This window comes from Priestia megaterium NBRC 15308 = ATCC 14581 (assembly GCF_000832985.1).
GTDB classification, from domain to species: Bacteria; Bacillota; Bacilli; order Bacillales; family Bacillaceae_H; genus Priestia; species Priestia megaterium.
The window spans coordinates 2,390,407-2,416,348 of record NZ_CP009920.1 but is presented as its reverse complement, the minus strand read 5'-3'; the positions used below and the strand labels follow the sequence as shown (position 1 = coordinate 2,416,348).

The following is a 25,942-nucleotide window of genomic DNA, read 5'->3' as shown; positions in this document are numbered from 1 at the left end:
TCTTTTTCATAGTTACTTCGGCTGTGTAGACATTCTAACTTTCGAATATAAAATTTGTTTTTCCCGTTTACTGTACATCGGTCCAAAAGGCGCTAGTTTATAAACACCATCCCTAGCGTCAAGCTTGACTTCTCCAGATGGAAGACCTTTTTTACTGAAATAGTCTTTCATAATCACGTTGTAAGCTTGAGGAACATCGTTGATCACGCTGGTTAAAATAACAGACCTACCCATGTACGCCTGATCATCTAAATACCCTATTACGTACATTCCTTGTGTTTTTGCTTCTTGAATAACTTCTTGATTATACGAATTTCCTTTAGCATAGACGATATCAACACCTTGATCTTTTAACTCACGGAGCAGCTTTACTGCTTTTGCTCCATCGTCTCGGCTGTTTACAACTCGATAATAAAAAGCAATCGATGAATCATACGCTTTGATTCCTTGTTCAAATCCTGGATTTTTTTCTTTTGCAAATGTATCGAGTAATCCAATTTTTTTCGTTTTTGTCTTCATGGCAGCTGCCATGCCTGCCAGGTGCTCTATTTTTGTTTGATCAAATGTATATACAGTTTGGTTTTTATACATTGAAGTACCGTGAATGGTGACGAAATGAACATGAGGATACTTAGGAGCTAGTTCTGTAAAAACGGTAGAAAATTCTCTTCCATGTCCAATTACGACTTTTGTTCCATTTTGAATAACTTTTTCAGCAGCTTCCTTCATTTTTTGGTTCGTATTTACTTCGCTAATAACTTGAGCCGAAACAGGATACTGCTGCTCAATGTTGATTTTTCCTTTATAAGCTAGACTGCCCCAGCTTTGATCCGTCAGTACATCAGAGGTGAGAATTGCAACGCTTGTGTTTTCTACTTTTTTTGTCGTTTGCTGACTTATAATCCCATGTGTTTTCGAAATAATAATAATTAAAAACGAAGCGACAACAATCAGGGCAAGCAATAAAATCAGCCTTAACTGTCTTGATCGTTGCATAGACCTTCTCCTTTTTGTTTAGCATACTTTCATTATATAAAAAAAGCATCTAAAAAGACTACATCTTTAACGAAATTCCAACTTTTTTCGACATTTCTTTCATATCTTACCTTTTTTAACACTTTCACTCCAAAAGAAAAAAGCAGAAAACATCTGTTTTCTGCTTCTGCCTTCAATCTTCATCTTTTACGTCCATATCTTCAGGGATAGGCTCATTTAAGTATTCTTCAATTTGTTTTTTGTACTTTTCCATTTGCTCTAAATGGGTGTTAAACTGCTCTTTATTTAATAAGTAGTTTTCACCATCAAATATAGCTCGTACTTTTCCTTCTTGAATCAATTTCTGCACATATTCTTCAGGAAAAGATAGATACTCTGCTGCTTCTTTTATCGTTAAATACATCCTGCTCCACCTTTTATACGTTGTAGTGTACTTCTTCTGTAGCTTTAACCATTAACTCATACTGACGCAAGCGAAGCTGGAATAATGTTAACGGATCATAGTAAGCTTCAGGATTGGCTTTCATATGACTTAACACGTCTTGATTTTCATTAATATGCGCCTGTGTTTCTTCAATCGTTTCTTTTAAAACCTCTTTTGGCTTTTCAAAGAATAGTTCAATATCAACTTCTAAATTTTTCTCAAATAAATTAAATTGCATAAAAAACTTTGCCAGCATTGATTCCGTGATATCTTGATAGTCTTGACTTTCAATGTATTTTTTATATTGATTATAAAGCAGCGTTTGGTTTTGAAGAATGGAAGAAAACAGTTTTCCTGCTCCTTTTAACAAGAGCTGCGTTGGATTAACGCGAAGTAAAATATTTTCTTCATCCAGCTGAACCCGATTAGCCATACGATTAACGTCGCGGCGCCAGTCGTCCAGCACTTTAAAATCGCAGGCTAACGTTAATTTTTGCTCATTGTACATCTTATTTAATGACTCTGCTACTTCTTCAATATCTACTTGACTCGCAATCAGCTCTTCATTTGATGTAGCAATCCAGTCCTTTAAAGAAATGCGGAACTTGGGCAGGACATCTTGCTGCAAGTGCTCTTCCACGCGCATATTCATTTGTTTATTCAGCTCAATATGAACCGTACTAAAATCACTGTCTTCCTTCACTAATTCTGAAGACTTTTTGAGTAAACGAGGAATTTTATTTTTTAGCTTTTTGCTAATATCCTCTTTGATGCCGTGATAAGCCGAAACAATACTGCTTGCTTTTTCTTGTTCTAAGTCATCCACTCGATGCAAGAAGCCATTTAATCGTACAAGCATATCTTCGTTCCATTTAATACTTTCGATCAAATGATTTTCTGTTTGATTTCTCTTCTCCACTAAGCTCTTTAGCATGTTTTGAATGAAGAACAACAGTCTGCGCGCACGCTCTTCTACTCCAACTTCGTTTGGATCGTAATAGAAATTAGCTTTAATAAACTGAGCCAAGTCTCCGTGGTGCTGACTCGATACGTAGTGAGGCGTATAGGCTAATACATGCGCCTGCGGGAAATCAGCTCCAATGCTTGCTTCAAATTCTTTTGTAATTCGCTCAATCGTTGCTTGATTATAAAGACTGTCCATATTATTGATGACAAAATGAACTGGCGTATTTGGCGCATGCTCTTTGATCTCCAGCAATAATTCTCTTTCTTCATCAAGCAGCGATTCTTTTGCATCAAGCACAAACAGTAAACCATCTGCTAAAGGAGCATATTTAAATGCATCCTGCTCACGTGCCTCTTGTTCTGTAAAGCTTGGCGTAACAATGCATGAACAATTATGCTTCTCAAGAAACATAAAAGGTTGTTTCACTTCTACAAGCGCCTGGTGAGGAGATTGCTCCGCTCCGTCAATCGTTTCCATCGGAATGATTTCTTGATCAGCGATTTGCTGGATAGATTCTTCCTCATCATGAATGAACACAAAGGTTGTTTCGTGATTTTGCGGTACCTTTTCTTCCGTAATCGATCCCACAAATGAAGACGTTGCAGCATTTGTTCCTGTAATTAATAAGTGTGTCGTATGAGCATCTAATAAAAAATCTACCCACCATTTAAAGGTGTGCCCCACTTCTAAACCATTTTCATTAGCCCATTTAATAATGCCATGGCAAAGCTTATAGTGATATTCAAGACCATCAATGTCGTTACGCGCCTCAAAAATTAATCTGCCTGCATTTTCGATTGTAATGGTATCGATAGTTGACGGAAACTTTTCATTCCATGAAAGCACGGCCGCAGACGGAAATAACGCACGTGACTTATTGGTAATTTTAAGCCAGTTTGTTAATACGTTCGGAATGACTTCATGCAATTCCTTTACAGAATGATCACTTTCCATCAAGTCGGTATACGTCTCTTGATAAAGAGTTGAAATCTCTTGCCAATAATCATAGAGGCCCACTTCAATATTCAAGAAAATATCATTGATGGTTTTAATCCAAGCAAGATAAGGAGGCTGACTCTTATATTGTTTCCATAAAGCTGAGACAAGCTGTTTGAAATACACTTGATCCACTTTGTAAAATGCAATCATCACTTGATAAAAATAGTTAGGGATAAAGTTTGCTGTATATCCTTTATCTACGTAAGTCTTTAATACCGCAAACCAATTCAACGATTCTGTCCGAATACACTCATCTACCGCAAGCTCCACTGCGCTGTTAAAGTCTTCTTGCTCTTCATAAAATCTGCGTGCAATCGCCGTGACGTTTGGATAATCTGGCTGAGAAGCAACCAGCTCGTTAATGACTTCATAAGCTCGTTCAATATTGTTATGATCCGTATAAAGTGAAAACAGCTTTAGCGCTATTTCAGCTTTTAATACTTTTGAATCCGTTTCGATGGATAGGTAAAGCTCTTCAGCGAGCGTAGACAACCCCAATTCATAATGTGCGTCGGCTGTATTTTTCTTCGCCCACAGCTTAAACTCGCCATTTACATTCTCCCACTTAAAAATCGCGGATTCAAAATCTTGGTTATGGAAGTACACTTCTCCCTGCGCTAAGCGAATGAGCGATAAGTCGTACCACTCTTTTTGCTGCTCTTCGTAATAAGCTTGTCCAAGGACTTTTACAGGCGGCTGATTTTCATTTTCTTGCATAAACGTTTCGTAATATTTCTTTTTCGTTAACTGATATTCTACCGTCATATAGTCTCTCCTTTTTGATGTCAATATTTTATGTACTCTATCAAATTCCCTTTTTTATACTTTTCATACACGATATTTTCTTACTCATATTTTACGCAAAAAAAGCCTCAAGAACTACTCTTAAGGCTTTTTTTATAACTTTTATACTATAAAAATGGCTATTTATCATAAATCCGTGCTGAAATAACAAATATATTAATAAGCATCCCGTCGAAACAGCCCCATTACTTCTACCGTTTCCGTAATATTTACGAAAGCTTCGGGATCCACCGATTGAATTAACTGCTTGAGGTTTGCAAGCTCATAGCGCGAAATCACCGTCATTAATATTTTACGGTCTTCTCTTGAATAAGCTCCTTCACCGTTCATTAACGTCACGCCGCGCACTAAATTGGTAAGAAGCTGCTGCTTCATTTCTTCGCCTTTTCTCGTAATAATGGTTAAGGTAAGCTTAATATGGCGAGTATGAATCGCATCCACTACTTTTCCTGTGACGAAAATCGAAAGCATCGTATATAAAGCCGCGTCCCAATTCACAAAGAAACCTGAAACAAATACAACCACGGCATTCATCGCTGATAATATAGCGCCAAGAGGAAATTCTTTTTTATGCGTAAGAAGCATCGCAATAATATCAAATCCACCTGTCGAAGCTGACTGACGAAAAACAAACCCTACGCCAATTCCAGTTAAAACTCCTCCAAAAACAGCTGACAGAATAGGATCTGTACTAACAGCTCTCAAGGGAATCACGTATAAAGCAATTGATAAAGCCACAACGGACAGCAGCGTATGTAAGACAAACCGCTTTCCTAACTTCATAAAACCAATAATTAAAAGGGGTAAATTCAACAAAAAATTCATTGTTCCCGTGCTTGCAGGCGTTAAAATTCCTATAATCATAGCAATACCGCTAATACCGCTGCTTAGCACTTTATGGGGGATTAAAAACCAATTGTATGCAAATCCAATTAACACAGAACCTGCTATAATAGCAATTGCTCTATACATGATGTCCCTTCACCTCTTACCACAAATATAATGTTTTCATTTATTGCTTCTTTATTATAATTCCTAAAATATTGAAAACCTTAAAAAAAGTATATTCAGAAATTTGCTGTGTTGGTGGGGTGGACAAATGTAAAAAAGCGAAAGAAAAAACCTTAGCGGTGTCCTCTTTCGCTTTAAATTCAAATAGGTTGATTTTTTATGTAGCAAATTTCCCATTTATCTTTCTATACTAATTTTCTCGTTATCAAAATCAGCTTGTTGATATTCTTCTTCAAATACCATAAACCAATACCCCGTTTGATCCTGAGCACATATAGCTTTTCTTACTTCACTCATACCTTCTGGAGTAAAGCTGCACGCATAAATTCTTTCTGAATTAATCTCAGCATCATAATATCGATAAATCATTAAAGCATTAGACTTTTGAATGGAATTTTTTTGAAGAATCAATTCATTTAAATATTTTATCCTTTCAAAAGACTCTACGAACTGAATTCCTATTACATTATGAGGAATATATTCTTCTTTCGTTTGTGAAAATAACTTTTGAATGGTATCGACATCTTTTTCCCAAACATTTTCTCGTTCTAAATGTAAGGCCAAATATAAAAAGTATTCGTCATCAAATCGAGCATCCCATTTCCACCAAGATAAATCCATTGGTCTAGAACGACCTTTCAAGCAATCGAACTTAGAGTCTTCAATAAAGGCGTCAAAGCCTAACAACTCCCCTAAATGAGCAAAATAGTCAATTTCTCGTTTTGTGAACATGGATCGATTATGTAAACTTGACAAGTTCATTCTTCGATAGCTCCGTACATAACCGTTAAAGAATGAAATTAAATTAAAGTATTGCTTTTCCATGATGGTTTCTCCTCTTTTTTACTTAAGAAGAGACAGCATCCTAAAGTGAAAGCTGCCCCTAATCAACACACATATTCAGATTATTTAACTGTAATGGAATCTAGCGTTACTTTTGTTACGGTCTTTTTAGCTCCAGGATGAACTTTTCCAGACCATTCAACTTTGAGAGTATGTTTTCCTGCTTTTAATCCTTTTTTGTTAAACACTGTAGCTTTATACTGTGGCTTATCAGCGTACAAATCAACCCAATAAGCGGTGCCGTCTAGCGTTACTTTTGCTTGTCCTTGGGTATTATCCTTAAGCGTATTTAAAGATACTTCAGTTCCATTAAATACAAACTGCATGCTAGCATTTGCTTCATTTACAGCTTTGTATGATCCTCCTGATGAACTGCTGTTTGACACTTTACTCCAGTTTCCTGTATAAGCCAAATTTGTACTAGTATCTTCGTATACCCCAGCAGTTGCTCCGTACTTCACATCTACTTTATAGCTTCCGCTTCCTTTATAAGCGTATACATCTAAATAATAAGTACCATCAGCTGACGCTACAAACGTTAAAGTTTCACTTGAAGTATTCAACTTTTCTGAATAAGCTACGATACCATCGCTAGAGTTTACAGTTTTTGCATTTTGATTATACAAATACAAATCAAAATCTGTCCCTGCAGCTCCTGATAACGACACTGTAAACTTTTCGCCTTTTGTTAACTTTACTGAATATACATCATCTTTATCTGTGGAGGCGTTCAACGTAGAGCTTATGCTATTTCCATTTAAAGACACTCCAGGTATTTCTCCATCTATATCAGCTGATACCGCTAATCCAGCGTTAACTAGACCGCCGCTTGCAACTTTTCCTGTCAAAGATGACAGTTTTGTAGTACTTTTCATCAATGTATCTTTTAGTTGTGCAGAACTGAAAGATGGATTTGCTGCTAAAACCAATGATGCTACACCCGTTACATGTGGAGCTGCCATCGATGTGCCGTCTCCATAAGCGTAACTATTTTCAGGAATGGTGCTCAAAACAGAGACACCTGGTGCAGCTACATCTACATTTTTACTACCGTAATTAGAAAAATCGCCCAGGTTACCTTGATTATCAATTGCTGCTACAGAAACAATATTAGGTAAATCATAAGCAGCTGGATAAGCAGGATAAGGGTCAATATTGTCACCATCATTTCCAGCCGCAGCTATAAAAGTAGAATTGGAACTTTTAATCACATCATATAAAGCCTGTGAGTATTCTCCGCCACCCCAAGAATTGTTAGACACTTTAACACCTTTGGATTTTGCATAGTTGATTGCGGCAATAGCACCATCTGTACTACCTCCATCAGGGCCAATAAATTTTAATGACATAATTTTGACATTTGGTGCTACACCAATTACTCCTGTAGAATTTTCTTTAGCCCCAATCGTTCCTGCTACGTGAGTACCGTGAGCATCATATTCTTCATCATAATAAACTTCATCATCATCATAATAAAAGTCCCAGCCATTTACATCATCTATATAGCCGTTACGATCATTATCTATCCCGTCACCTGCTATCTCTCCAGGATTTTTCCAAATATTATCCTTCAAATCCGGGTGATAAATATCTACACCGGTATCAATTACAGCTACCGTAGTGCTAGCGCTTCCTTTTGTTTTCACCCAAGCGCTTTCAGCGTTTATATCAATACCTTTTTTCCCTGCCACTCCATCTATATACTGACCTGTATTTTTTAATCCCCACATATATTGATAATATGGCTCTGAAACAGCGGCTGGTTTATAAATATAGTTAGGTTCAGCATATTCCACAGCGCTGGAAGCATTTAAGGCTTTTAAGATTTCTTTCATAGTTGATACATTCGTATCAAACTTTAACGTTTGAATTCCCAGTTTTTTATCTAACGTTTTATTTAACTTTAACCCTTTTACCTTTATTTTATCTCCTAAACTACTAAGAGACTTATTCGTTTTAAACTTAACAATAATTTCGTCTTTTATGTATCCTCTTTTTGCATCCGCTTCAGTTATCTTTCCTCTTCTAGTTTCTTTTTTAGAGCTACCGCTAAATAAATTCTTTTCTTTTTTCTTCACTTTACTAGCAGGAATTTGGATAGTAGGATTCAACTGTTGCGTAGCCTTTTTTACATTAGAATTAGTACTTGACTCTGCATAACTTGACTCCGCGCCTAGCGTTAATCCAGATACTAATAAACTTACTCCCAATAAAGCACTTAAAGACTTTTTCATATAGGTCCCCCTTATCAATATTGTAAAAATAATACTACAGACCTATAATATCAGAATTTTAAGAAAATATAACTATTTAATTTTAGACATTTTGCGACAAAAGAACTATAAAATTATTTACTTATACTTTTTATTTATAAGGAAAATAAAAGATCGCTATCATTTCATTGATAGCGATCTACGTATTTATCCTCTTATTTTAATGTAAGCACCGCCACATTCTCCACGTGCGTCGTATGCGGAAACATATCAACAGGCTGAACTTCAACCGTCTCATATCCGCCTTTTTCTAAAATAGCTAGGTCACGTGCGAGAGTTGCTGGTCCGCATGAAACATAGACAACTTTTTTCGGCTTCATGTCAATGATGGTATTCAAAAGAGCTTCGTCGCATCCTTTTCGCGGCGGATCTACGACGATGACGTCCGCTTTGATACCTTGTTTGTACCAGTTTGGAATGACGACTTCTGCTTCGCCTACTTCAAATTCAGCGTTGTGAATACCGTTTAGCTCAGCGTTGCGCTTTGCATCTTCAATCGCTTCAGGCACGATTTCAACGCCATATACTTTTTTCGCTTTTTGAGCGAGAAATAATGAGATTGTTCCGATTCCACAGTAAGCGTCAATAACCGTTTCTTCTCCTGTTAAATCTGCATACTCAAGCGCTTTGTCATAAAGCACTTTCGTTTGCTCAGGGTTTACTTGGTAGAATGATTTTGCTGAAATGGCAAATTTAACGTCGCCGATATAATCGTAAATATATTCTTCTCCCCAAAGTACGTTCGTTTGGTTCCCTAAAATGACGTTTGTGCGCTTGCTGTTTACGTTTTGAACAATTGATTTCACGTTCGGCACGGCTTCGATAATGTCTTCTATAATACGCTTTTTGTTTGGCAGCTCAGCTGTACGAGTCACAATGACAACCATGATTTCACCCGTTACAAGTCCGTAGCGCGCCATGATATGACGAAGTGAGCCTTTATGTTTTTGTTCTTGATAAGCAGAAATGCCATGTTTTTCACAGATTGATTTAACAGCTTGAACAACATCATCATTTGCTTGCTGCTGAATCAAACAGGCATCCATGTTAATGATGTCGTGGCTTCGCTGCTGGTAAAACCCAGCGACCAAACCGCCTTCTCGTTCTGCCACGGGAACTTGAGCTTTGTTTCGATAGCGCCAAGGATCGTTCATTCCTAGCGTCGAATGTACCGGAACGTCAGGTAAATGACCAATTCGCGCCATGACGTCTTTTACTTGCTTTTGTTTAAATTGCAACTGTCCTTCATAGCTTACATGCTGCAGCTGACAGCCTCCGCACTGCTTGTAGACCGGACAGGGTGCTTCAACACGCTGTTCACTAATTGTATGGTGCTTGATAAGCTTGCCAAACGCATAGCCTTTTTTTACTTTAATAACTTTTACTTGGCCGCTTTCACCGGGCAGCGCATTTTGAACGAAAATAGGAAATCCGTTCACTTTCGCTACACCCGCTCCGTCATGCGTTAAATCTTCAAACGCAACATCTATATATTCATTTTTTTCTACAGGTGGTTTTAATTTTTCCATTTATCGTTACATCCTTTTAGTCATTTGAAAATGCTGAACTGATTGTACCATAAGAGCGAAAGCCAAACAAAGAAAAGCATGAAAAAAGATCGCATTTAGGCGATCTCATTTTTTTCCATCAATTCAGCTGTTGCTTTTGGAACAAAGATTTCTACATGGCGATATAAGTTTACAAATTCCCCAGGCAATAATCCGCCGTACTCGCCATCTAGATTTAACTGCATTTTATCATTTGTATGAATTTTAACACGGTTCGCTTTTGTGTAGATAATATGAGGATCATTGATGTGTTCTCCTCGCAGCGCAAGTGTCGCAATTCGAATAAATTCAGCTAAATTTGCTTTCTTTAAAATAATTAAATCAAACATGCCGTCATCTAAAGAAGAATCTGGTGCCAGCTTTTCAAAACCGCCGACTGAGTTCGTTAAGGAAACGAGGAAGAACATAATCTCTCCGCCAAAGAATTTTCCGTCATACTCAATTTCAACAGATGTTGGTTTAATAGAAGGAAGCATTTCCATGCCTTTTAAATAGTAAGCTAGCTGTCCAAGCATTGTTTTTAACTTGCTTGGCACTTCATATGTCAATTCAGTTAAACGGCCGCCTCCGGCGATATTTACAAAGTAATGCGTTTCTCCGTCGTTTGTTACACAGCCCAAGTCAATTGGCTTTGTTACGCCTTCTACAATAACATCAATAGCGCCTTCAATCGTACGGGGCACATTAATGGCACGAGCAAAGTCGTTGGTTGTTCCAACAGGAATAATACCTAGCTGCGGACGATAGTCTTGTCCAGCGATACCGTTTACGACTTCATTGATGGTACCGTCTCCACCGGCTGCAATTACAACGTCAAAACGACGCTCTACTGCTACTTTAGCAGCTTCTGTTGCATCACCAGCGCAAGTTGTAGCATGACAAGATGTTTCGTAGCCTGCTTGCTCTAGCTTTTGCAAGACTTCCGGTAAGTTTTTCTTAAAAATTTCACGGCCCGATGTCGGGTTATAAATAATTCTCGCTCTTTTCATATTCATCATCCTAATAATGATAATTTGTCACAAATCTTTGCCTACTTTTATCAGTGAAAGAATGCCCCCTCACATTACATCATCAACAAGAGGGGGCATGAACAAACATATTATAAAGAAATTAACCTTGATATACAATATTCACGTTTCGGTTTTTATTCATACCTTCAGCGCGATCGCCCTTACTCATAATAAATGTGAGATGGATATCCACCTCACATTTATTTATCAAATTTAGCGTTTATTAATTTCTTCTAAAAGAATTTTATTAACCATCGGTGGGTTCGCTTGGCCTTTTGAAGCTTTCATAATTTGACCAACTAAGAAGCCAATTGCACGATCCTTACCGTTTTTGAAATCTTCAATAGATTGAGGGTTTGCATCTAATGCATCTGTTACGAATTTACGTAAAGTTGCATCATCAGAAATTTGTACAAGACCTTTTTCTTTTACAATTTTCTTTGCATCTCCACCATTTTCAATTAATTCTTTGAATACTTTTTTCGCAATTTTAGACGAAATTGTACCTTCTTGAATTAATTGAATCATACCAGCTAGACCTTCAGGTGTTAAGGCTACATCTGAAAGTTCTTTTTGGTTTGAGTTTAAGTAAGCAGAAACTTCACCCATTAACCAGTTAGAAGATAGCTTCGCGTCTCCGCCCGCAGCAAGCGTTGCTTCAAAGAAATCAGACATTTCTTTTGTTAGCGTTAATACCATTGCATCATAAGCAGGTAAGCCAAGCTCTTCTACATAGCGCTTTTTACGAGCATCTGGAAGTTCAGGAATCGAAGCACGAACGCGTTCTTTCCACTCTTCGTCGATGTGTAATTCTAATAAGTCAGGCTCTGGGAAGTAGCGGTAGTCGTCAGATCCTTCTTTTACACGCATTAGAATTGTTTCGCCCGTAGACTCGTCAAAACGGCGTGTTTCTTGCTCGATTAAGCCACCAGACAATAACACTTTTTCTTGACGAATTTCTTCGTGTTCAAGACCGCGGCGCACATAGTTAAATGAGTTTAAGTTCTTTAACTCAGCTTTTGTACCGAACTCTTCTTGTCCAACTGGACGTAAAGAGATATTGGCATCACAGCGAAGTGAACCTTCTTCCATTTTACAATCAGATACGCCTGTATATTGAATAATTGATTTTAATTTTTCTAAATAAGCATATGCTTCTTCAGGAGAACGCATATCTGCTTCTGATACAATCTCAATTAGAGGTGTACCTTGACGGTTGAAGTCTACTAGTGAATAGCCATCGCCCGTATGCGTTAGCTTACCAGCATCTTCTTCTAAATGAAGTCGGTTGATACGAATACGCTTCGTTTCACCTTTAACTTCTACTTCAATCCAACCGTTCTCGCCAATTGGTTTATCAAATTGAGAGATTTGATAAGCTTTTGGGTTATCCGGATAGAAATAGTTTTTACGGTCAAACTTTGTATCTGTTGCGATTTCACAGTTTAGCGCAAGCGCTGCTTTCATCGCAAAATCAACTGCTTCTTTGTTTAACACAGGTAATACGCCAGGATAACCTAAGTCAATTACACTTGTGTTAGCATTTGGAGCCGCACCAAATGCGTTTGGACTTGCTGAGAAAATTTTAGATTTTGTCTTAAGCTCAACGTGTACTTCAAGACCAATAATCGTTTCAAAGTTCATCTTTATCTCACCCCTTACAGTGCTGGTTTCGCTTTATGATGCTCAGTTGCTTGTTCGAATGCATGAGCAACACGATAGATTGTGCTTTCGTCGAAATGCTTACCGATAATTTGTAACCCTAATGGCAATCCATTTGATAAGCCGCAAGGCACAGAAATACCAGGTACTCCAGCAAGGTTTACTGGGATTGTTAAAATATCGTTTGCATACATTGTTAATGGATCGTCTGTTTTCTCACCAATTTTGAATGATGGAGTTGGTGTAGTTGGTCCGATGATAACGTCATAGTTTTCAAATACAGACTCAAAGTCTTGCTTAATTAACGTACGTACTTGCTGTGCTTTTTTGTAGTAAGCATCATAATAACCAGAGCTTAACGCAAACGTTCCAAGCATGATACGGCGTTTTACTTCGTTTCCAAAGCCTTCGCTTCGAGACTGCTTGTACATTTCGATTAAGTTCTCAGCATTATCTGTACGATATCCGTAGCGAACGCCGTCAAAACGAGATAAGTTAGCAGACGCTTCAGAAGAAGATAATAGATAATACGTAGCTAATGCGTATTTAGAGTGTGGAAGCGATACTTCTTCCCAAGTTGCGCCTAGTCCTTCTAACACTTTTAGTGCATCTAAAACAGACTGGCGAGCTTCCTCGCCCACACCTTCGCCTAAGTATTCTTTTGGAACAGCAATTTTAAGACCTTTTACGTCACCTGTTAAAGCAGATACATAATCCGGTACATCAACATTAGCAGAAGTAGAGTCCATTGGGTCTACGCCTGAAATTGCTTGAAGTAAGTATGCATTATCTTCAACAGAATTTGTGATTGGTCCGATTTGATCTAAAGAAGATGCAAATGCCACCAATCCGTAACGAGATACGCGACCATACGTTGGTTTTAATCCGACAACACCGCAATAAGCAGCTGGCTGACGAATTGAACCACCTGTATCAGAACCTAAAGAAAACGGAACTTCACCTGCTGCTACAGCTGCAGCTGAACCACCGCTAGATCCACCTGGTACGTAATCTAAATTCCATGGGTTGCGCGTTAACTGAAGACCTGAGTTTTCAGTTGACGAACCCATTGCGAATTCATCCATATTTAATTTACCGATTGTTACCGCTTCAGCTGCCTGCAATTTTTGAACAACTGTTGCATCATAAATCGGATCAAAGTTTGCTAGAATTTTACTAGAACAAGTTGTACGTAAATCTTTTGTGACAATATTATCTTTTACACCGATTGGCATACCAAATAATAGGCCAAATTCATCTTTTGTTTGTAGTGCTTCATCTAGCTCTTTTGCATAAGCACGAGCATTGTCTTCATTAAGCGCTAAGAACGCACCTACTTTATCATCTACTTCATTAATACGTTTATATGATTCGTCTACTAAATCTTGTACACGTACTTCTTTCTTGTGTAAAAGGCTATGTAGTTCTGAAAGTTTACGATCGAATAAAGACATCGTAAAGCCTCCTTCCTTATTCTAAAATAGTTGGTACTCGAATGTAGCCATCCTTGTGGTCTGGTGCATTTTTCACTACGTCTTCAATTGGTAAACCTTTAGCTGGCTTATCTTCACGCATTACGTTTTTCATATTCAATACGTGAGAAGTTGGTTTTACATTTGTAGTATCTAACTCATCTAATTGTTCTGCATATGTAATAATAGCATCTAATTGTTTTGTAAATAGTTCAGCTTCGTCATCCGTCACCGCAAGTCTCGCTAAGTTTGCAACGTGTTTTACTTGATCAACAGAAATTCTTGACATGTTCCTTCACCTCCGAATATTCGTCCCACTACAATATACTGATAATACCAAACTTCACTAGCAACAGGCAACATTTCTGAGACTAGTTCCTAAAATATTAAAAACCCCGCCAGGCAAGACAGGGCTTACATTTATCACTTCTATTTTATACCAAATCTATTTCATTCAAACAACATTCCATACTTTTCCTTTATCATAAAATATTTCTCTCTGGCATAGGTATAAAATAACCTTCTTTTTAGAAAAGATAGATAGAAAGAGAAACATGCTTCAGATGAACACACCACCATGTTTTAATTTCACTAGTCTTTGGGAAAGTAAAGAAAACGAATAACTACTTTACCGTAAAAGAGGTGCTATAAAAATTGAATAAAATACTTATACAGTCAGTCATCCACCAGCGCCCTGTGTATCAGCAAAGCGGAAGATGGTTTGTATTAGATGAAGAATTCAAGTGGGATTTGCCCACCTTGCAAAAAGATGTTTTTGCTTGTTTAAATAAAGCCTTTCATATTCCTATCATTTTTTGTGATTCATGCGAAGCCAATAAAATTGTCTCTGCTCTTGGAGAAGAAGAAGCAGAATACCTGCAGTTTGCATCAGGCGTTTACTGGCGAGAAGTCGGCATTATATTTATTTTTAAATTTGAGGACTATCTTCCGCTTGTTGAAACGATCTTTCACGAGCTGCGCCACTATATTCAAGATCACATCCCTTATTATCAGAAAGAATTTGAGCTTGATAAAAAGCGCCCGTATGAAGAGCGGACAACCGAACAAGATGCGTTTGCATTTGCTGCTTATTATCTTGCTAAGTTTACAAGACAAAATTCTCACGCCATTCCTTCATAGGAGGCAATCTCATAGAATTAGAAAAAGACACTGCTTGAGCAGTGTCTTTTTTGCTTACTCTTCGTAAATATGAACGAACGGCTTGTCTTCATCTGCTTTTCTAACAATGAGAGCTTCCGGTCCGCTTACTGAGTTAATAGAGATACTCGTTTCCATATATGAAGGGAAATGATCAAGCATTAAACCAGCAACGTACTGAGTAAATCCTACAATTTCACCTTTTCCGTAAAATTGTACGGGAATATCAATCGTCATCTTTTGAAGCTGTCCATCTTTGTAATACCCTTTCCCTACTACGCTTGTAAAGTTCGGGAAGTAGTCTTCGATTTGCGCTTTAAACTCATCAAATTTCATCGCATCGTCTCGATGATCTTTTGTTGCATCTGATGATGGGAATAAATAATATTGCTCGTCTAAATTATCCCAGCTGCCAACGGCCGTATCATTTGAACCTGCATTTCCGACAGCTATAAAGTTACCCGGTGTTAAAGAAGACTTAGCACTTTGTTTGAATAGCGCTACTCGAACTGGCACATTTTCTAGGCCTTTGATGTCGCGCATACGCTTAACAATCTCATCTGCCATTTGCTTTCCTTGGGCTTCAATCTCTTTATTTGTAAGCTTCACTTCACGAGCATAGCCATTTTCTTCTGTATAATAATGAACGGAATTCATCGCCAGGCCAATTGTGACGCCTCCAAGTTTTACCTTGTCGTCTCCGTCTTGGATAAGGTAATCTTGCTCAGTAATGTTCGCTAAGTACATTGGGCTTGTTTCGTTACGAGTTTTCAAATCGCCTTTTTCCGTATCGATTGGATTTAACCCATTGTTTTTAAGCTTCTTTTTCGCCGTCTTATCTTTTGTTTTACTTTGAAGATCTTTAAACTGTTTATCGCTCAGCTTACGGCTTAACCATGAGCGAATAGTATCTTTATCAAGGTACTGGCCTTCTTGATACACATATTTTTTCGGAGAATAGCTATCTGTCGATAAGCGCATTAAGCCTGTTTCAAATTCTTGCGCATCCAAGCGGTTGTTTAAGTTTGCTGCGACTAAGCCTCTTGCCACTCCCGCTTTAAATGGAAGAATTGTTCGGTAATAATCATCTGAAATACTATACTTCGGAATAACTGCTTTTTCTTTCTTGTTGTTGGTTTGTTGAACAGTCTCTTTATCGTCCGAAAGATTCGGTGCACACGCTGAAGTTACAAGCATGACCGCAAGAGAAAGTAACAATATCTTTTTCAACTACACACACCTCTTATTTATTTAATTCCGTAAGTAGCCTTGCCTCATCCCATACTTCAATTTCAAGCTCGTTAGCTTTTGTCAGTTTGGAACCAGCCTCTTCCCCTGCCACAACAAGGTCTGTCTTTTTACTTACGCTTCCTGTGACTTTACCGCCAAGTGCTTCAATTCGTGCTTTTGCCTCATTGCGAGATAGCTGTTCAAGCTTACCTGTTAATACAACGGTTTTACCAGCAAAAACAGAATCTACATTTTCTACACTTACAAGCTTGGGTCCTTTGTATGTAAGGTTTACTCCATACTCTTTTAATTCATGTATAAGTTCTTGAACCTCTTCTTGTGTAAAGTAAGCAACAATAGCATCAGCCATTTTGGCACCAATTTCATTAATTGCCACTAATTCATCATACGTTGCTTTTGTTAACTTGTCTATGGTTTCAAAGTGCTGAGCTAACGTCTTTGCAGCTTTTGCTCCGACATGGCGAATGCCCAAACCAAAAAGCAAACGCTCAAGCGAATTTTCTTTCGATGCTTCGATGGCTGCAATCAAATTATCAGCAGATTTCTCACCCATGCGCTCAAGCTCGATTAACTGATGTTTTGTCAGCGTATAAATATCCGCTACGTCTTTAATTAACTGTTCGCGAAATAATTGCGATATAACTTTTTCACCAAGTCCATCAATGTTCATCGCATTGCGGGACACGAAATGAATAAGTCCTTCACGAATTTGAGCAGGACAGCTTGGATTAATGCAGCGAAGCGCAACTTCTTCTTCTAAACGCACCAGTTCACTTTCACATTCCGGACAGTGAGTAGGCATCGTAAACTCTTGCTCTTCTCCCGTTCGCTTCTCCTCAATCACATTCACTACCTCAGGAATAATATCTCCTGCTTTTTTCACTACGACATAATCTCCGATGCGAATGTCTTTTTCACGAATCAAATCTTCATTGTGAAGAGACGCACGCTGTACCGTCGTACCTGCTACTTGAACAGGCTCCAAAATAGCTGTTGGCGTAATGACACCTGTACGGCCTACCGTCAGCTCAATATTTACAAGCTTGGTTACAACTTCTTCAGCAGGAAACTTATAAGCAATAGCCCAACGTGGACTTTTGGCCGTTGTTCCAAGCTCAGCCTGCTGATCAAATGAATCTACTTTTACAACAATGCCATCAATATCATAAGATAGTTCTGGACGTTGCGTTTGCCAGCTTTCGATGTAAGCAATCACATCATCAATGGTTTCACATGTCTGTCTTTCCTTATTTGTTTTAAAACCAAGCTCATCGAGTAAATTCAAACTTTCGCTGTGAGAGTCGATTTCTAATTCTCCTGTATCAGTCATGGCATATACAAAGATATCTAAATTACGTTTTGCCGCAATTTTAGGATCTAGCTGACGCAGTGAGCCTGCAGCTGCGTTACGCGGGTTAGCAAACGGAACCTCATCCCTTTCCATTTTTGCTTCATTAAGTGCTTTGAATGATTTTCTCGGCATAAATGCTTCTCCGCGAACTTCCATTGATAACGGTTCTTTAATTCGCAGTGGAATAGAGCGAATTGTTTTTAAGTTTTCAGTAATATTTTCACCAGTCGTACCGTCTCCGCGCGTAGCCCCCAGCACTAAGTATCCATCTTCATAGCGAAGAGATACAGCAAGACCGTCAATCTTAAGTTCGCATACATAAGAAAACTCATCTCCAACGGCTTGGCGCACTCGGCGATCAAAATCCCGAAGGTCTTCTTCATTAAATGCATTTCCTAAACTTAGCATAGACGTTTGATGCTGAACCTTCTCAAACGCATCGAGCACTTGGCCGCCGATGCGCTGAGTAGGTGAGTCAGCTGTTTTTAATTCTGGAAATGATTCTTCTATCTCAATTAACTCATTCATTAATTTATCGTATTCTGCATCTGGAACAGATGGCTGATCTAACACATAATATTCATAGCCATATTGATTTAATAAGTCACGTAATTCTTGAACGCGGGATTTTGCTGTCTCAAACTCCATATTCTAGCTCCTTTTCACGATTACACTTTCGTAACCGGGGCAAATTTAGCAAGCAGTCTTTTTACACCTGTAGGACTAGGAAAAGCAATGTCTAATTCTTTTGAATCTCCTTCTCCTTTTACACTTACAACTGTACCAATTCCCCATTTTTTATGCTCGGCCTTATCTCCAACGCTCCATCCAATTGATTCACTGCCTGTTGACACAAGCTTCGTTTTTGCCACGGCCGCTTGTCGGCGCGCTGCAAACGGCGAAGCTGAAGCCCCTGAACGACCAGCAGCAGGTTTGCGCATTGCTTCATTTAAAGATTCCACAAGCTCGCTTGGGATTTCTCCAATGAAGCGGGATTTTGGATTAACGTTTGTTTTACCAAATAGTGTGCGCATTTGAGCATTTAATAAATACAATTCTTGTTCAGCACGCGTAATCCCTACGTAGGCTAAGCGTCGTTCCTCTTCCATTTCATTATCTTCGAATAATGATCGGCTATGAGGGAATACGCCTTCTTCCATACCCATTAGAAAAACAACCGGGAACTCTAGACCTTTTGCCGAGTGAAGCGTCATCAGAATCACTTGTTCGTTCTCTTCTTCTTCCTCGTCTTCAAGCTTATCGATATCAGCAACAAGTGCTAAATCGGTTAAAAATGCTACTAAGCTTTTATCTTCACTTGCTTCTTCAAACGTTTTTGTGACAGATAAAAACTCATCAATATTCTCTAAGCGGCTTTGTGCTTCAATTGTTTTTTCCACTTTAAGCGCTTCACGGTATCCTGTTCTTTCTAATACTTGTTCCACAAGCTCTGTAACAGACATATAGTCTTGCATTTGAGCTAAGTTCGAAATCATCGATTGGAAATCACGAAGGGCTTTTGTTGCTTTGCCTGTTAACCCCATTAATTCTACTTCATCCAGCGCTTTGAAAATAGAAATGTCATGAACGTTTCCGTAATTGGCCACTTTATCGACTGAAGTAGCTCCAACTCCGCGCTTTGGAACGTTCACAATACGAGCTAAGCTAATGTCATCATCTTGGTTGGCAATTAAGCGCAAGTATGCAAGCAAATCTTTAATCTCTTTGCGGTCGTAGAACTTAATGCCGCCGACAATTGTATAATTAATATTGGATTTTAACAGCACTTCCTCCATCACACGAGACTGTGCATTTGTACGATACAAAATGGCAAAATCACTGTATTTACGCTTTCCGCTGTCTACTGCTTCTTTAATTTTACGTGCTACAAACTGTGCCTCATCATGCTCACTCATTGCTTGGTAATGATAAATCTTCTGGCCTTCATCGTTTTCCGTCCATAAGTTTTTCACTTTACGATTCATATTGTTTGCAATGACGCCGTTTGCCGCAGCCAAAATCGTTTTAGTTGAACGATAATTTTGTTCAAGCAAAATAGTTTTGGCTTTTGGGTAATCTTTTTCAAATGACAAGATATTTGTAATATCAGCCCCGCGCCAGCGGTAAATAGACTGATCTGAATCCCCTACTACGCATACATTTTCAAATCTTGCAGCTAGCAAGCGAACCAGCATATACTGTGCATGATTTGTATCTTGATACTCGTCCACATGAATATATTGAAACTTGCGCTGATAGTAAGTTAACACTTCAGGAACTCGTTTAAATAGCTGAATCGTTGTCATAATCAAATCATCAAAATCGAGCGCTTGGTTTTTCTTTAAACGCTTTTCATACTCTTTGTAGACTTTGCTTACAACTTCTTCATAAGGTCCCGTTGCTGTTTTATCAAATTCTTCCGCTACTTTCAGTTCATTTTTAGCTGAACTAATGCTTCCTAATAACGAGCGCGGATCGAATTTTTTTGGATCGATGTTTTGGTCTTTTAAAATATTTTTAATAACGGAAAGCTGATCCGTTGAATCTAAAATCGTAAAGTTACGATTAAAGCCAATACGATCAATATCTCTTCGTAAAATACGCACGCACATCGAGTGGAACGTTGAAATCCAGATATCTTCTGCCACTCCGCCAACGATATTTGAAACACGCTCTCTCATTTCACGAGCTGCTTTGTTTGTAAAAGTAATGGCTAAAATATTCCAAGGTGCAACTTCTTTTTCTGCCATTAAAAACGCAATTCGATGCGTTAATACACGTGTTTTTCCACTTCCTGCACCGGCCATAAGTAATAGTGGTCCGTCTGTCGTTTTAACTGCCTCTTGTTGCTGAGGGTTTAATCCTGTTAATAATTTTTCACTTAAAAAATTCACGTTTTCACCGCCTATATCGAACATATATTCTCTATTCTACTTTATTTATTTTTCACTGTGCAATATTCTTTTTTACTGCTTTTACAGTTTTTAACGCTTCCGATAAATTTGTGTAAATAACATTTCCTACAATAACCGTATCGGCTAGCTCTCCCATCTCACTCGCTTGCTCTTTTGTCTCAATACCCCCGCCGTAAAATAACTTCGTCTCATTTAGTGAATTTTTCACTTCTGCCACTAATTCAGGATCTCCATACGTTCCGCTGTATTCTAGATAGAAAACAGGCAAATGAAACATGCGTTCAGCCATACGAGCATACGCTACAACATCTTCTGCATCCAAATCTGTTTTCGCTTCTGTTAGCGCAGCTACTTTTGCTTCGGGGTTAAGTACGCAGTATCCTTCTACAAAAATTTCATCCCAGTCCATGATCTCTCCGTATTCCTTCATAGCCGCGTGATGTAAATCAACAATCCACTTTGGATCCTTGCTGTTTAAAACGGTCGGAATAAAATAAGAATCAAACCCAGGTGTTACAGAGTCAATTGTTGATACTTCAAGCGCACACGGCACCGTGTAGCGGCGAATACGCATTAACAGCTGCAGTACATTGTCTAGAGTCACTCCATCAGATCCTCCGACAAGAACCGCATCCGTGCCGGATTCGCAAATTTTCTCTAAATCTGCATCTGAAATCTCTTTATTAGGATCTAATTTAAAGACATGTCTCCACTCTTTAATATCATACATATATGTTCCTCCATTTCTTTACACTTAAAAGTTCGCGCTCGTCCATTTGTTCATTATAACAAAACTAAGAGGGTGAAATGAAAGGAAAACCGAACTTTTCATCACGTTTTTTGTTTTCAAAAAATATGGTGAAAAGATATGGTTTTATCCTCAAATCCCGGAAGAAAACATCACAAAAAAAAGCCCATTTTGCACAAGGTTATTGTTTCTCTGCATAGGATATGCTAATATATAGCTACTAAAATTCATATGAAATACGCTGAAGGATCAATAGTACTTAAATCCTCTTCACAAAGCGAACTAGGGACGGTGAGAGCCTAGAGAATGGTTTAAGGAAAAGGCAATCTGGAGTATATACAGACGAAGGTGGATACATTTTGTATCAACCAGGGTGGAACCGCGGGAAAAACTCTCGTCCCTGGGCATATTGTTGATATGCCCAGGGACGAGAGTTTTTTTGTACCCGCTCTTTTTGTTTCGCTTGAATCACTACCATTTACAGGAGGAATTAGAATGTCAAAAACAATGGATCAAATCGTATCTCACGCTAAACACCGCGGCTTTGTATTTCAAGGATCTGAAATTTACGGCGGTCTTGCAAATACATGGGATTACGGCCCGCTTGGCGTAGAATTAAAAAACAATATTAAAAAAGCATGGTGGAAAAAATTTATTCAAGAATCTCCATACAACGTTGGTTTAGACGCTGCGATTTTAATGAATCCAAAAACATGGGAAGCTTCTGGTCACTTAGGAAACTTTAATGACCCAATGATCGACTGTAAGGATTGTAAAGCCCGTCATCGTGCCGATAAACTAATTGAAGAAAAACTTCAAGAAAAAGGCATTGAAATGATCGTAGACGGCCTTTCATTTGATGCAATGGCTGACTTAATTAAAGAACATGAAATTACATGTCCTGAGTGTGGTTCAGCTAACTTCACTGAAATTCGTCAATTTAACTTAATGTTCAAAACGCACCAAGGTGTAACTGAAACATCAACAAATGAAATTTACCTTCGTCCTGAAACAGCTCAAGGTATTTTCGTAAACTTTAAAAACGTTCAGCGCTCAATGCGTAAAAAGCTTCCGTTCGGTATCGGCCAAGTGGGTAAAAGCTTCCGTAACGAAATTACACCTGGTAACTTCACATTCCGTACGCGTGAATTTGAACAAATGGAACTTGAATTCTTCTGTAAACCAGGCACTGAATTAGAGTGGTTTAACTACTGGAAAGAAACATGTAATAAATGGCTTCTTTCTCTTGGTATGAAAGAAGAAAATGTTCGTCTTCGCGACCATGATGATGATGAACTTTCTCACTACAGTAATGCAACAACAGACTTTGAATACAAGTTCCCATTCGGCTGGGGAGAACTATGGGGCGTAGCTTCTCGTACAGACTATGACTTAAAGCAGCATATGGAACACTCTGGAGAAGACTTCCAATATGTTGATCAAGAAACAAACGAACGCTATGTACCTTACTGCATCGAGCCTTCTTTAGGCGCTGACCGTGTAACATTAGCTTATATGATTGATGCATATGAAGAAGAAACGTTAGAAGATGGCTCTTCTCGTACAGTTATGCAGCTTCACCCTGCTTTAGCACCATTTAAAGCTGCTGTATTGCCACTTTCTAAAAAGCTTTCTAACGAAGCTCGCGCTGTCTTTGAAGATTTAGCAAAATACTTTATGATTGACTATGATGATGCTGGTTCAATCGGTAAACGTTACCGTCGCCATGATGAAATCGGTACGCCGTTCTGTATTACATTCGATTTCGATTCATTAGAAGACAATCAAGTAACAATCCGTAACCGCGACACAATGGAACAAAAACGTGTAGCAATTAGCGACCTTAAAAATATCATTGAAGAAGCAACTCAATTTTAATTAAAAAATAAGCGTATGGCTGCTTCAGCCATACGCTTTACTTTTGATTCGAATCTTCTTGAAGGCGTTCTAACACCATTTGATACGCATCGCTTCCATAATTCAAGCAGCGTTTAACACGGGAAATAGTTGCTGTGCTTGCTCCAGTTTCCGTCTCAATTTTATGGTACGTGTTGCCTTCTCGCAGCATTCTTGCTACTTCTAAGCGCTGTGCTAATGATTGAATTTCATTAACTGTACATAGGTCATCAAAAAATTGATAGCATTCTTCAAGGTTTTCTAATGATAAAATCGCTTGAAATAGCTGATCTAATTCTTTTCCTCGTAGTTTGTTGATTTGCATCGTATCGAACTCCTTTATCATTGGCTTTCTTTACTGGTTGTTTCTATCTATAAAATACAGTTTCTATATTTATTTGCACATACATTCATTCTGTATGAAGACAGCCAATTTCATACAAATTTCAAATTCCTTTGATACTTTTATATTTTAACGCATTATAGACGGAAAAAGTACTTTTTTATTCATAACATCATAAATTCCTACTGGCGTGATACGAATATAGGGCAAATGTGTAGACGAAAAGAACAGCAGTGAATAGACAGGATCATCGTGCTTGTATCCTCGCCCACCCAGCACTTTCTTGAGTTCTACCTCTCGTTTACTTAACTCCTCCATCGGCAGGTTTGACATGACTCCTTTTAACGGAAGAACCAGTTCGTATACTACTTTCTCATCTTCTGTAATGACAATACCGCCTCCAATTTCTTTCATACGTTTGAATGCACACATCATATCTTTTTTCGATTTTCCAATTAAAATAAAATCACCTGTATTTGAAAATGAACTCGCCAGTCCCGATACATTTGTCGCAAATCCTTTTAACAGCGTATTGATCCGCCACTTGCCTTCTCGGTCCACCAGCACTAAAAAACTTTCATCATGATCAGAGGCCAATACATCTCCGCTCACATTCAAGTGAATTGAATACGGCTCCATAATAACAGCATTTTTCATTTTTACGCCTACTGGCATTGAAAATTGAAAATCGTCCATCGTTAAATCAAAGTCCAACTTTAACGGTGAAAAACCAAACTTTTCCCAAGGAAATTCTACTGAGGCTAATGCTTGTTCTTTGCCTTCTTTTTTCATCCACTTTCCTTTTGCTAGCACAGAGACCGGAGTAGGCCGCATAGGATCTTCTAAAATATTAATATTAGCCACACAGCCTGTTGCTACATGCCCGTGCAAATGTTCCATGTTATAATAGCGAGCAATATTTACAGACACCATATTATAAGCATCTAACACGGGAACCCCTTCTGAAATAGCTAATGTAATTAACATATCTGACACGCCATTTTGGTAAAAAGAAGGCGGAGAACCGTCTGTATTCATCGTAATATGGTCAAAATAATCTACCTGCAGCTCTTTTAACTCCTGCAGCAATTTTGGCAAATCCGGCCGAATTGAAGAGTGGCGCAAAGCAACGTCATAGCCTTGTGTTAACCGAGCAACAACATCTTCCCCAGTCATAGACTCATGGTCGCTGTCTGCTCCGAGCAATTTCATTTTTGCCAAGGTAAATGCTGACGCCCCTGGGAAATGTCCTTCAATGTGCTTTCTCATCCGTTTTGTCTCTTGAACCCAGTGAAGCATTAAATCATCTCCGTCTAAAAGCTTCGGCCAACTTGTCAGTTCGCCTCCTTGTAAGACAGCTTCATTTTGTAGCCAAGAAGTAATGTTTGTATGTGAGAAGATGTCAGCCTCTTCATCAATTTCCGTCTGCGAATCAAATCTGCACCACCAATACAGCGATTGTGGTAACGTTTTCATTTCTTCAATCAATGAAAACGCCGTTTTTTGTTCGAGCTGTAAAGCGAGAATTAAATTATCATTAAACAAAGTCGTTGTTCCGTGCTTGGCTGCATATTGGGAAAAAGTCTGGGGATTATATAACTGAAACGGGTGAACATGGGGCTCAATATACCCAGGAACCACATATTTCTCACTGCAGTCTATAATCTCTGTAGAAGCGTCCGTGTGCTTAGGCATCTCTGAGCCGACGTATACAATACGATCTTGGTAGACCCAAATATGTGCTTTTTTCCACTGCTTCATTCGAGCGTTCAAATATGTTGCATCTTTTAAGACAATAGTTGGTGCTTTTTGACCGTTTAATACTAAGAGCTGCTGTCTAATATGTTTGCTTTTCCAGCGGTATCTTTGTTCCGGCATGCTAAATTCCCCCTAATTTACTATGTATTTTTATCGTAACACATCCGTGATGTAAACGCATTCAGAAACTGTTATTAATTTTATGAATAAAGGTGATAAAACATGAAACCAAATATCGGCATTGTTAACGCATTAATTCGACTTACGCTGGGTTTTACCCTTCTTTCTTGGACAACATCTCGTTTATCTCGCAGACCGTACAAAGATTCATACATCTTCTTAGGGTTAATGGGCGCTTTAAAAGTTGCAGAAGGCATCACGCGTTTTTGTCCCCTTACGTACGCATATGATTCATGTCAAAAACATGATGAACATGAACACCATCCAAACGGAAACGAAGAAACGTATAATCCTTCATAAGGTAAAAAGGAGA

General features: G+C 38.5%; 20 protein-coding genes. 3 read left to right on the top strand and 17 right to left on the bottom strand.

Annotated elements, in window-relative coordinates; genetic code table 11:
* Window positions 1–12: 12 nt before the first annotated feature.
* The 11 genes from BG04_RS13030 to gatC all read right to left on the bottom strand — a co-directional run bounded on the left by BG04_RS13030 (window position 13) and on the right by gatC (window position 14,318).
* Complete coding sequence (locus BG04_RS13030) at window positions 13–996, bottom strand: BMP family ABC transporter substrate-binding protein (protein WP_016762788.1); 984 nt, start codon at window positions 994–996, stop codon at window positions 13–15.
* Window positions 997–1,168: 172 nt separating this feature from the next.
* Complete coding sequence (locus BG04_RS13025) at window positions 1,169–1,399, bottom strand: helix-turn-helix domain-containing protein (RefSeq protein WP_013055062.1); 231 nt, start codon at window positions 1,397–1,399, stop codon at window positions 1,169–1,171.
* 13 nt (window positions 1,400–1,412) lie between these two features.
* Entirely contained in the window at window positions 1,413–4,151 is a 2,739-nt protein-coding gene (locus tag BG04_RS13020) for a GTPase domain-containing protein (RefSeq protein ID WP_034654690.1), read from the bottom strand.
* 195 nt (window positions 4,152–4,346) lie between these two features.
* A complete protein-coding gene (locus BG04_RS13015; RefSeq protein ID WP_013055060.1) occupies window positions 4,347–5,162 on the bottom strand; it encodes a YitT family protein in 816 nt (271 codons plus the stop codon).
* Window positions 5,163–5,378: 216 nt separating this feature from the next.
* Window positions 5,379–6,026, bottom strand: coding sequence for a hypothetical protein (locus BG04_RS13010; RefSeq protein WP_034654688.1), 648 nt, complete (start codon window positions 6,024–6,026; stop codon window positions 5,379–5,381).
* An 80-nt stretch (window positions 6,027–6,106) separates the two neighbouring features.
* Window positions 6,107–8,278, bottom strand: a complete 2,172-nt coding sequence (locus tag BG04_RS29080) for a S8 family serine peptidase (protein WP_051975642.1) — start codon at window positions 8,276–8,278, stop codon at window positions 6,107–6,109.
* Between the two features lie 194 nt (window positions 8,279–8,472).
* Complete coding sequence (gene rlmD / locus BG04_RS13000) at window positions 8,473–9,846, bottom strand: 23S rRNA (uracil(1939)-C(5))-methyltransferase RlmD (RefSeq protein WP_034654686.1); 1,374 nt, start codon at window positions 9,844–9,846, stop codon at window positions 8,473–8,475.
* A gap of 95 nt (window positions 9,847–9,941) precedes the next feature.
* Window positions 9,942–10,874, bottom strand: coding sequence for a diacylglycerol kinase (locus BG04_RS12995; protein ID WP_016762783.1), 933 nt, complete (start codon window positions 10,872–10,874; stop codon window positions 9,942–9,944).
* A gap of 234 nt (window positions 10,875–11,108) precedes the next feature.
* Window positions 11,109–12,539 (bottom strand): Asp-tRNA(Asn)/Glu-tRNA(Gln) amidotransferase subunit GatB, encoded by a 1,431-nt coding sequence (gene gatB, locus BG04_RS12990; RefSeq protein ID WP_013055057.1) that lies wholly within the window; start codon window positions 12,537–12,539, stop codon window positions 11,109–11,111.
* A gap of 14 nt (window positions 12,540–12,553) precedes the next feature.
* Window positions 12,554–14,011 (bottom strand): Asp-tRNA(Asn)/Glu-tRNA(Gln) amidotransferase subunit GatA, encoded by a 1,458-nt coding sequence (gene gatA / locus BG04_RS12985; RefSeq protein WP_013055056.1) that lies wholly within the window; start codon window positions 14,009–14,011, stop codon window positions 12,554–12,556.
* A 16-nt stretch (window positions 14,012–14,027) separates the two neighbouring features.
* A complete protein-coding gene (gatC, locus tag BG04_RS12980) occupies window positions 14,028–14,318 on the bottom strand; it encodes an Asp-tRNA(Asn)/Glu-tRNA(Gln) amidotransferase subunit GatC (protein WP_016762781.1) in 291 nt (96 codons plus the stop codon).
* 365 nt (window positions 14,319–14,683) lie between these two features.
* On the opposite strand from gatC, the gene BG04_RS12975 reads away from it, so the two are divergent.
* The gene (locus tag BG04_RS12975; protein WP_034654683.1) at window positions 14,684–15,169 is read left to right on the top strand and encodes a DUF3920 family protein; all 486 of its coding nucleotides are present in this window, start codon (window positions 14,684–14,686) and stop codon (window positions 15,167–15,169) included.
* Between the two features lie 54 nt (window positions 15,170–15,223).
* On the opposite strand, the gene BG04_RS12970 is transcribed toward BG04_RS12975, so the two are convergent.
* The 4 genes from BG04_RS12970 to pcrB are packed head-to-tail and all read right to left on the bottom strand — an operon-like array spanning window position 15,224 to window position 21,434.
* Window positions 15,224–16,417, bottom strand: coding sequence for a CamS family sex pheromone protein (locus BG04_RS12970; protein ID WP_034654682.1), 1,194 nt, complete (start codon window positions 16,415–16,417; stop codon window positions 15,224–15,226).
* A 13-nt stretch (window positions 16,418–16,430) separates the two neighbouring features.
* The gene (ligA, locus tag BG04_RS12965; RefSeq protein ID WP_034654681.1) at window positions 16,431–18,437 is read right to left on the bottom strand and encodes an NAD-dependent DNA ligase LigA; all 2,007 of its coding nucleotides are present in this window, start codon (window positions 18,435–18,437) and stop codon (window positions 16,431–16,433) included.
* A 20-nt stretch (window positions 18,438–18,457) separates the two neighbouring features.
* Complete coding sequence (gene pcrA / locus BG04_RS12960; protein WP_282958754.1) at window positions 18,458–20,683, bottom strand: DNA helicase PcrA; 2,226 nt, start codon at window positions 20,681–20,683, stop codon at window positions 18,458–18,460.
* A gap of 52 nt (window positions 20,684–20,735) precedes the next feature.
* Window positions 20,736–21,434, bottom strand: a complete 699-nt coding sequence (pcrB, locus tag BG04_RS12955) for a heptaprenylglyceryl phosphate synthase (protein WP_016762776.1) — start codon at window positions 21,432–21,434, stop codon at window positions 20,736–20,738.
* A gap of 513 nt (window positions 21,435–21,947) precedes the next feature.
* Here pcrB and BG04_RS12950 point away from each other — a divergent pair.
* Window positions 21,948–23,330, top strand: a complete 1,383-nt coding sequence (locus tag BG04_RS12950; protein WP_013055049.1) for a glycine--tRNA ligase — start codon at window positions 21,948–21,950, stop codon at window positions 23,328–23,330.
* 37 nt (window positions 23,331–23,367) lie between these two features.
* On the opposite strand, the gene BG04_RS12945 is transcribed toward BG04_RS12950, so the two are convergent.
* On the bottom strand, window positions 23,368–23,673 hold the full coding sequence (locus BG04_RS12945; protein WP_013081447.1) for a YerC/YecD family TrpR-related protein: 306 nt from the start codon (window positions 23,671–23,673) through the stop codon (window positions 23,368–23,370).
* Window positions 23,674–23,820: 147 nt separating this feature from the next.
* Window positions 23,821–25,569 (bottom strand): adenine deaminase C-terminal domain-containing protein, encoded by a 1,749-nt coding sequence (locus tag BG04_RS12940; RefSeq protein WP_034654679.1) that lies wholly within the window; start codon window positions 25,567–25,569, stop codon window positions 23,821–23,823.
* A 102-nt stretch (window positions 25,570–25,671) separates the two neighbouring features.
* On the opposite strand from BG04_RS12940, the gene BG04_RS12935 reads away from it, so the two are divergent.
* Window positions 25,672–25,929, top strand: a complete 258-nt coding sequence (locus BG04_RS12935; protein ID WP_016762773.1) for a YgaP family membrane protein — start codon at window positions 25,672–25,674, stop codon at window positions 25,927–25,929.
* Window positions 25,930–25,942 lie beyond the last annotated feature (13 nt).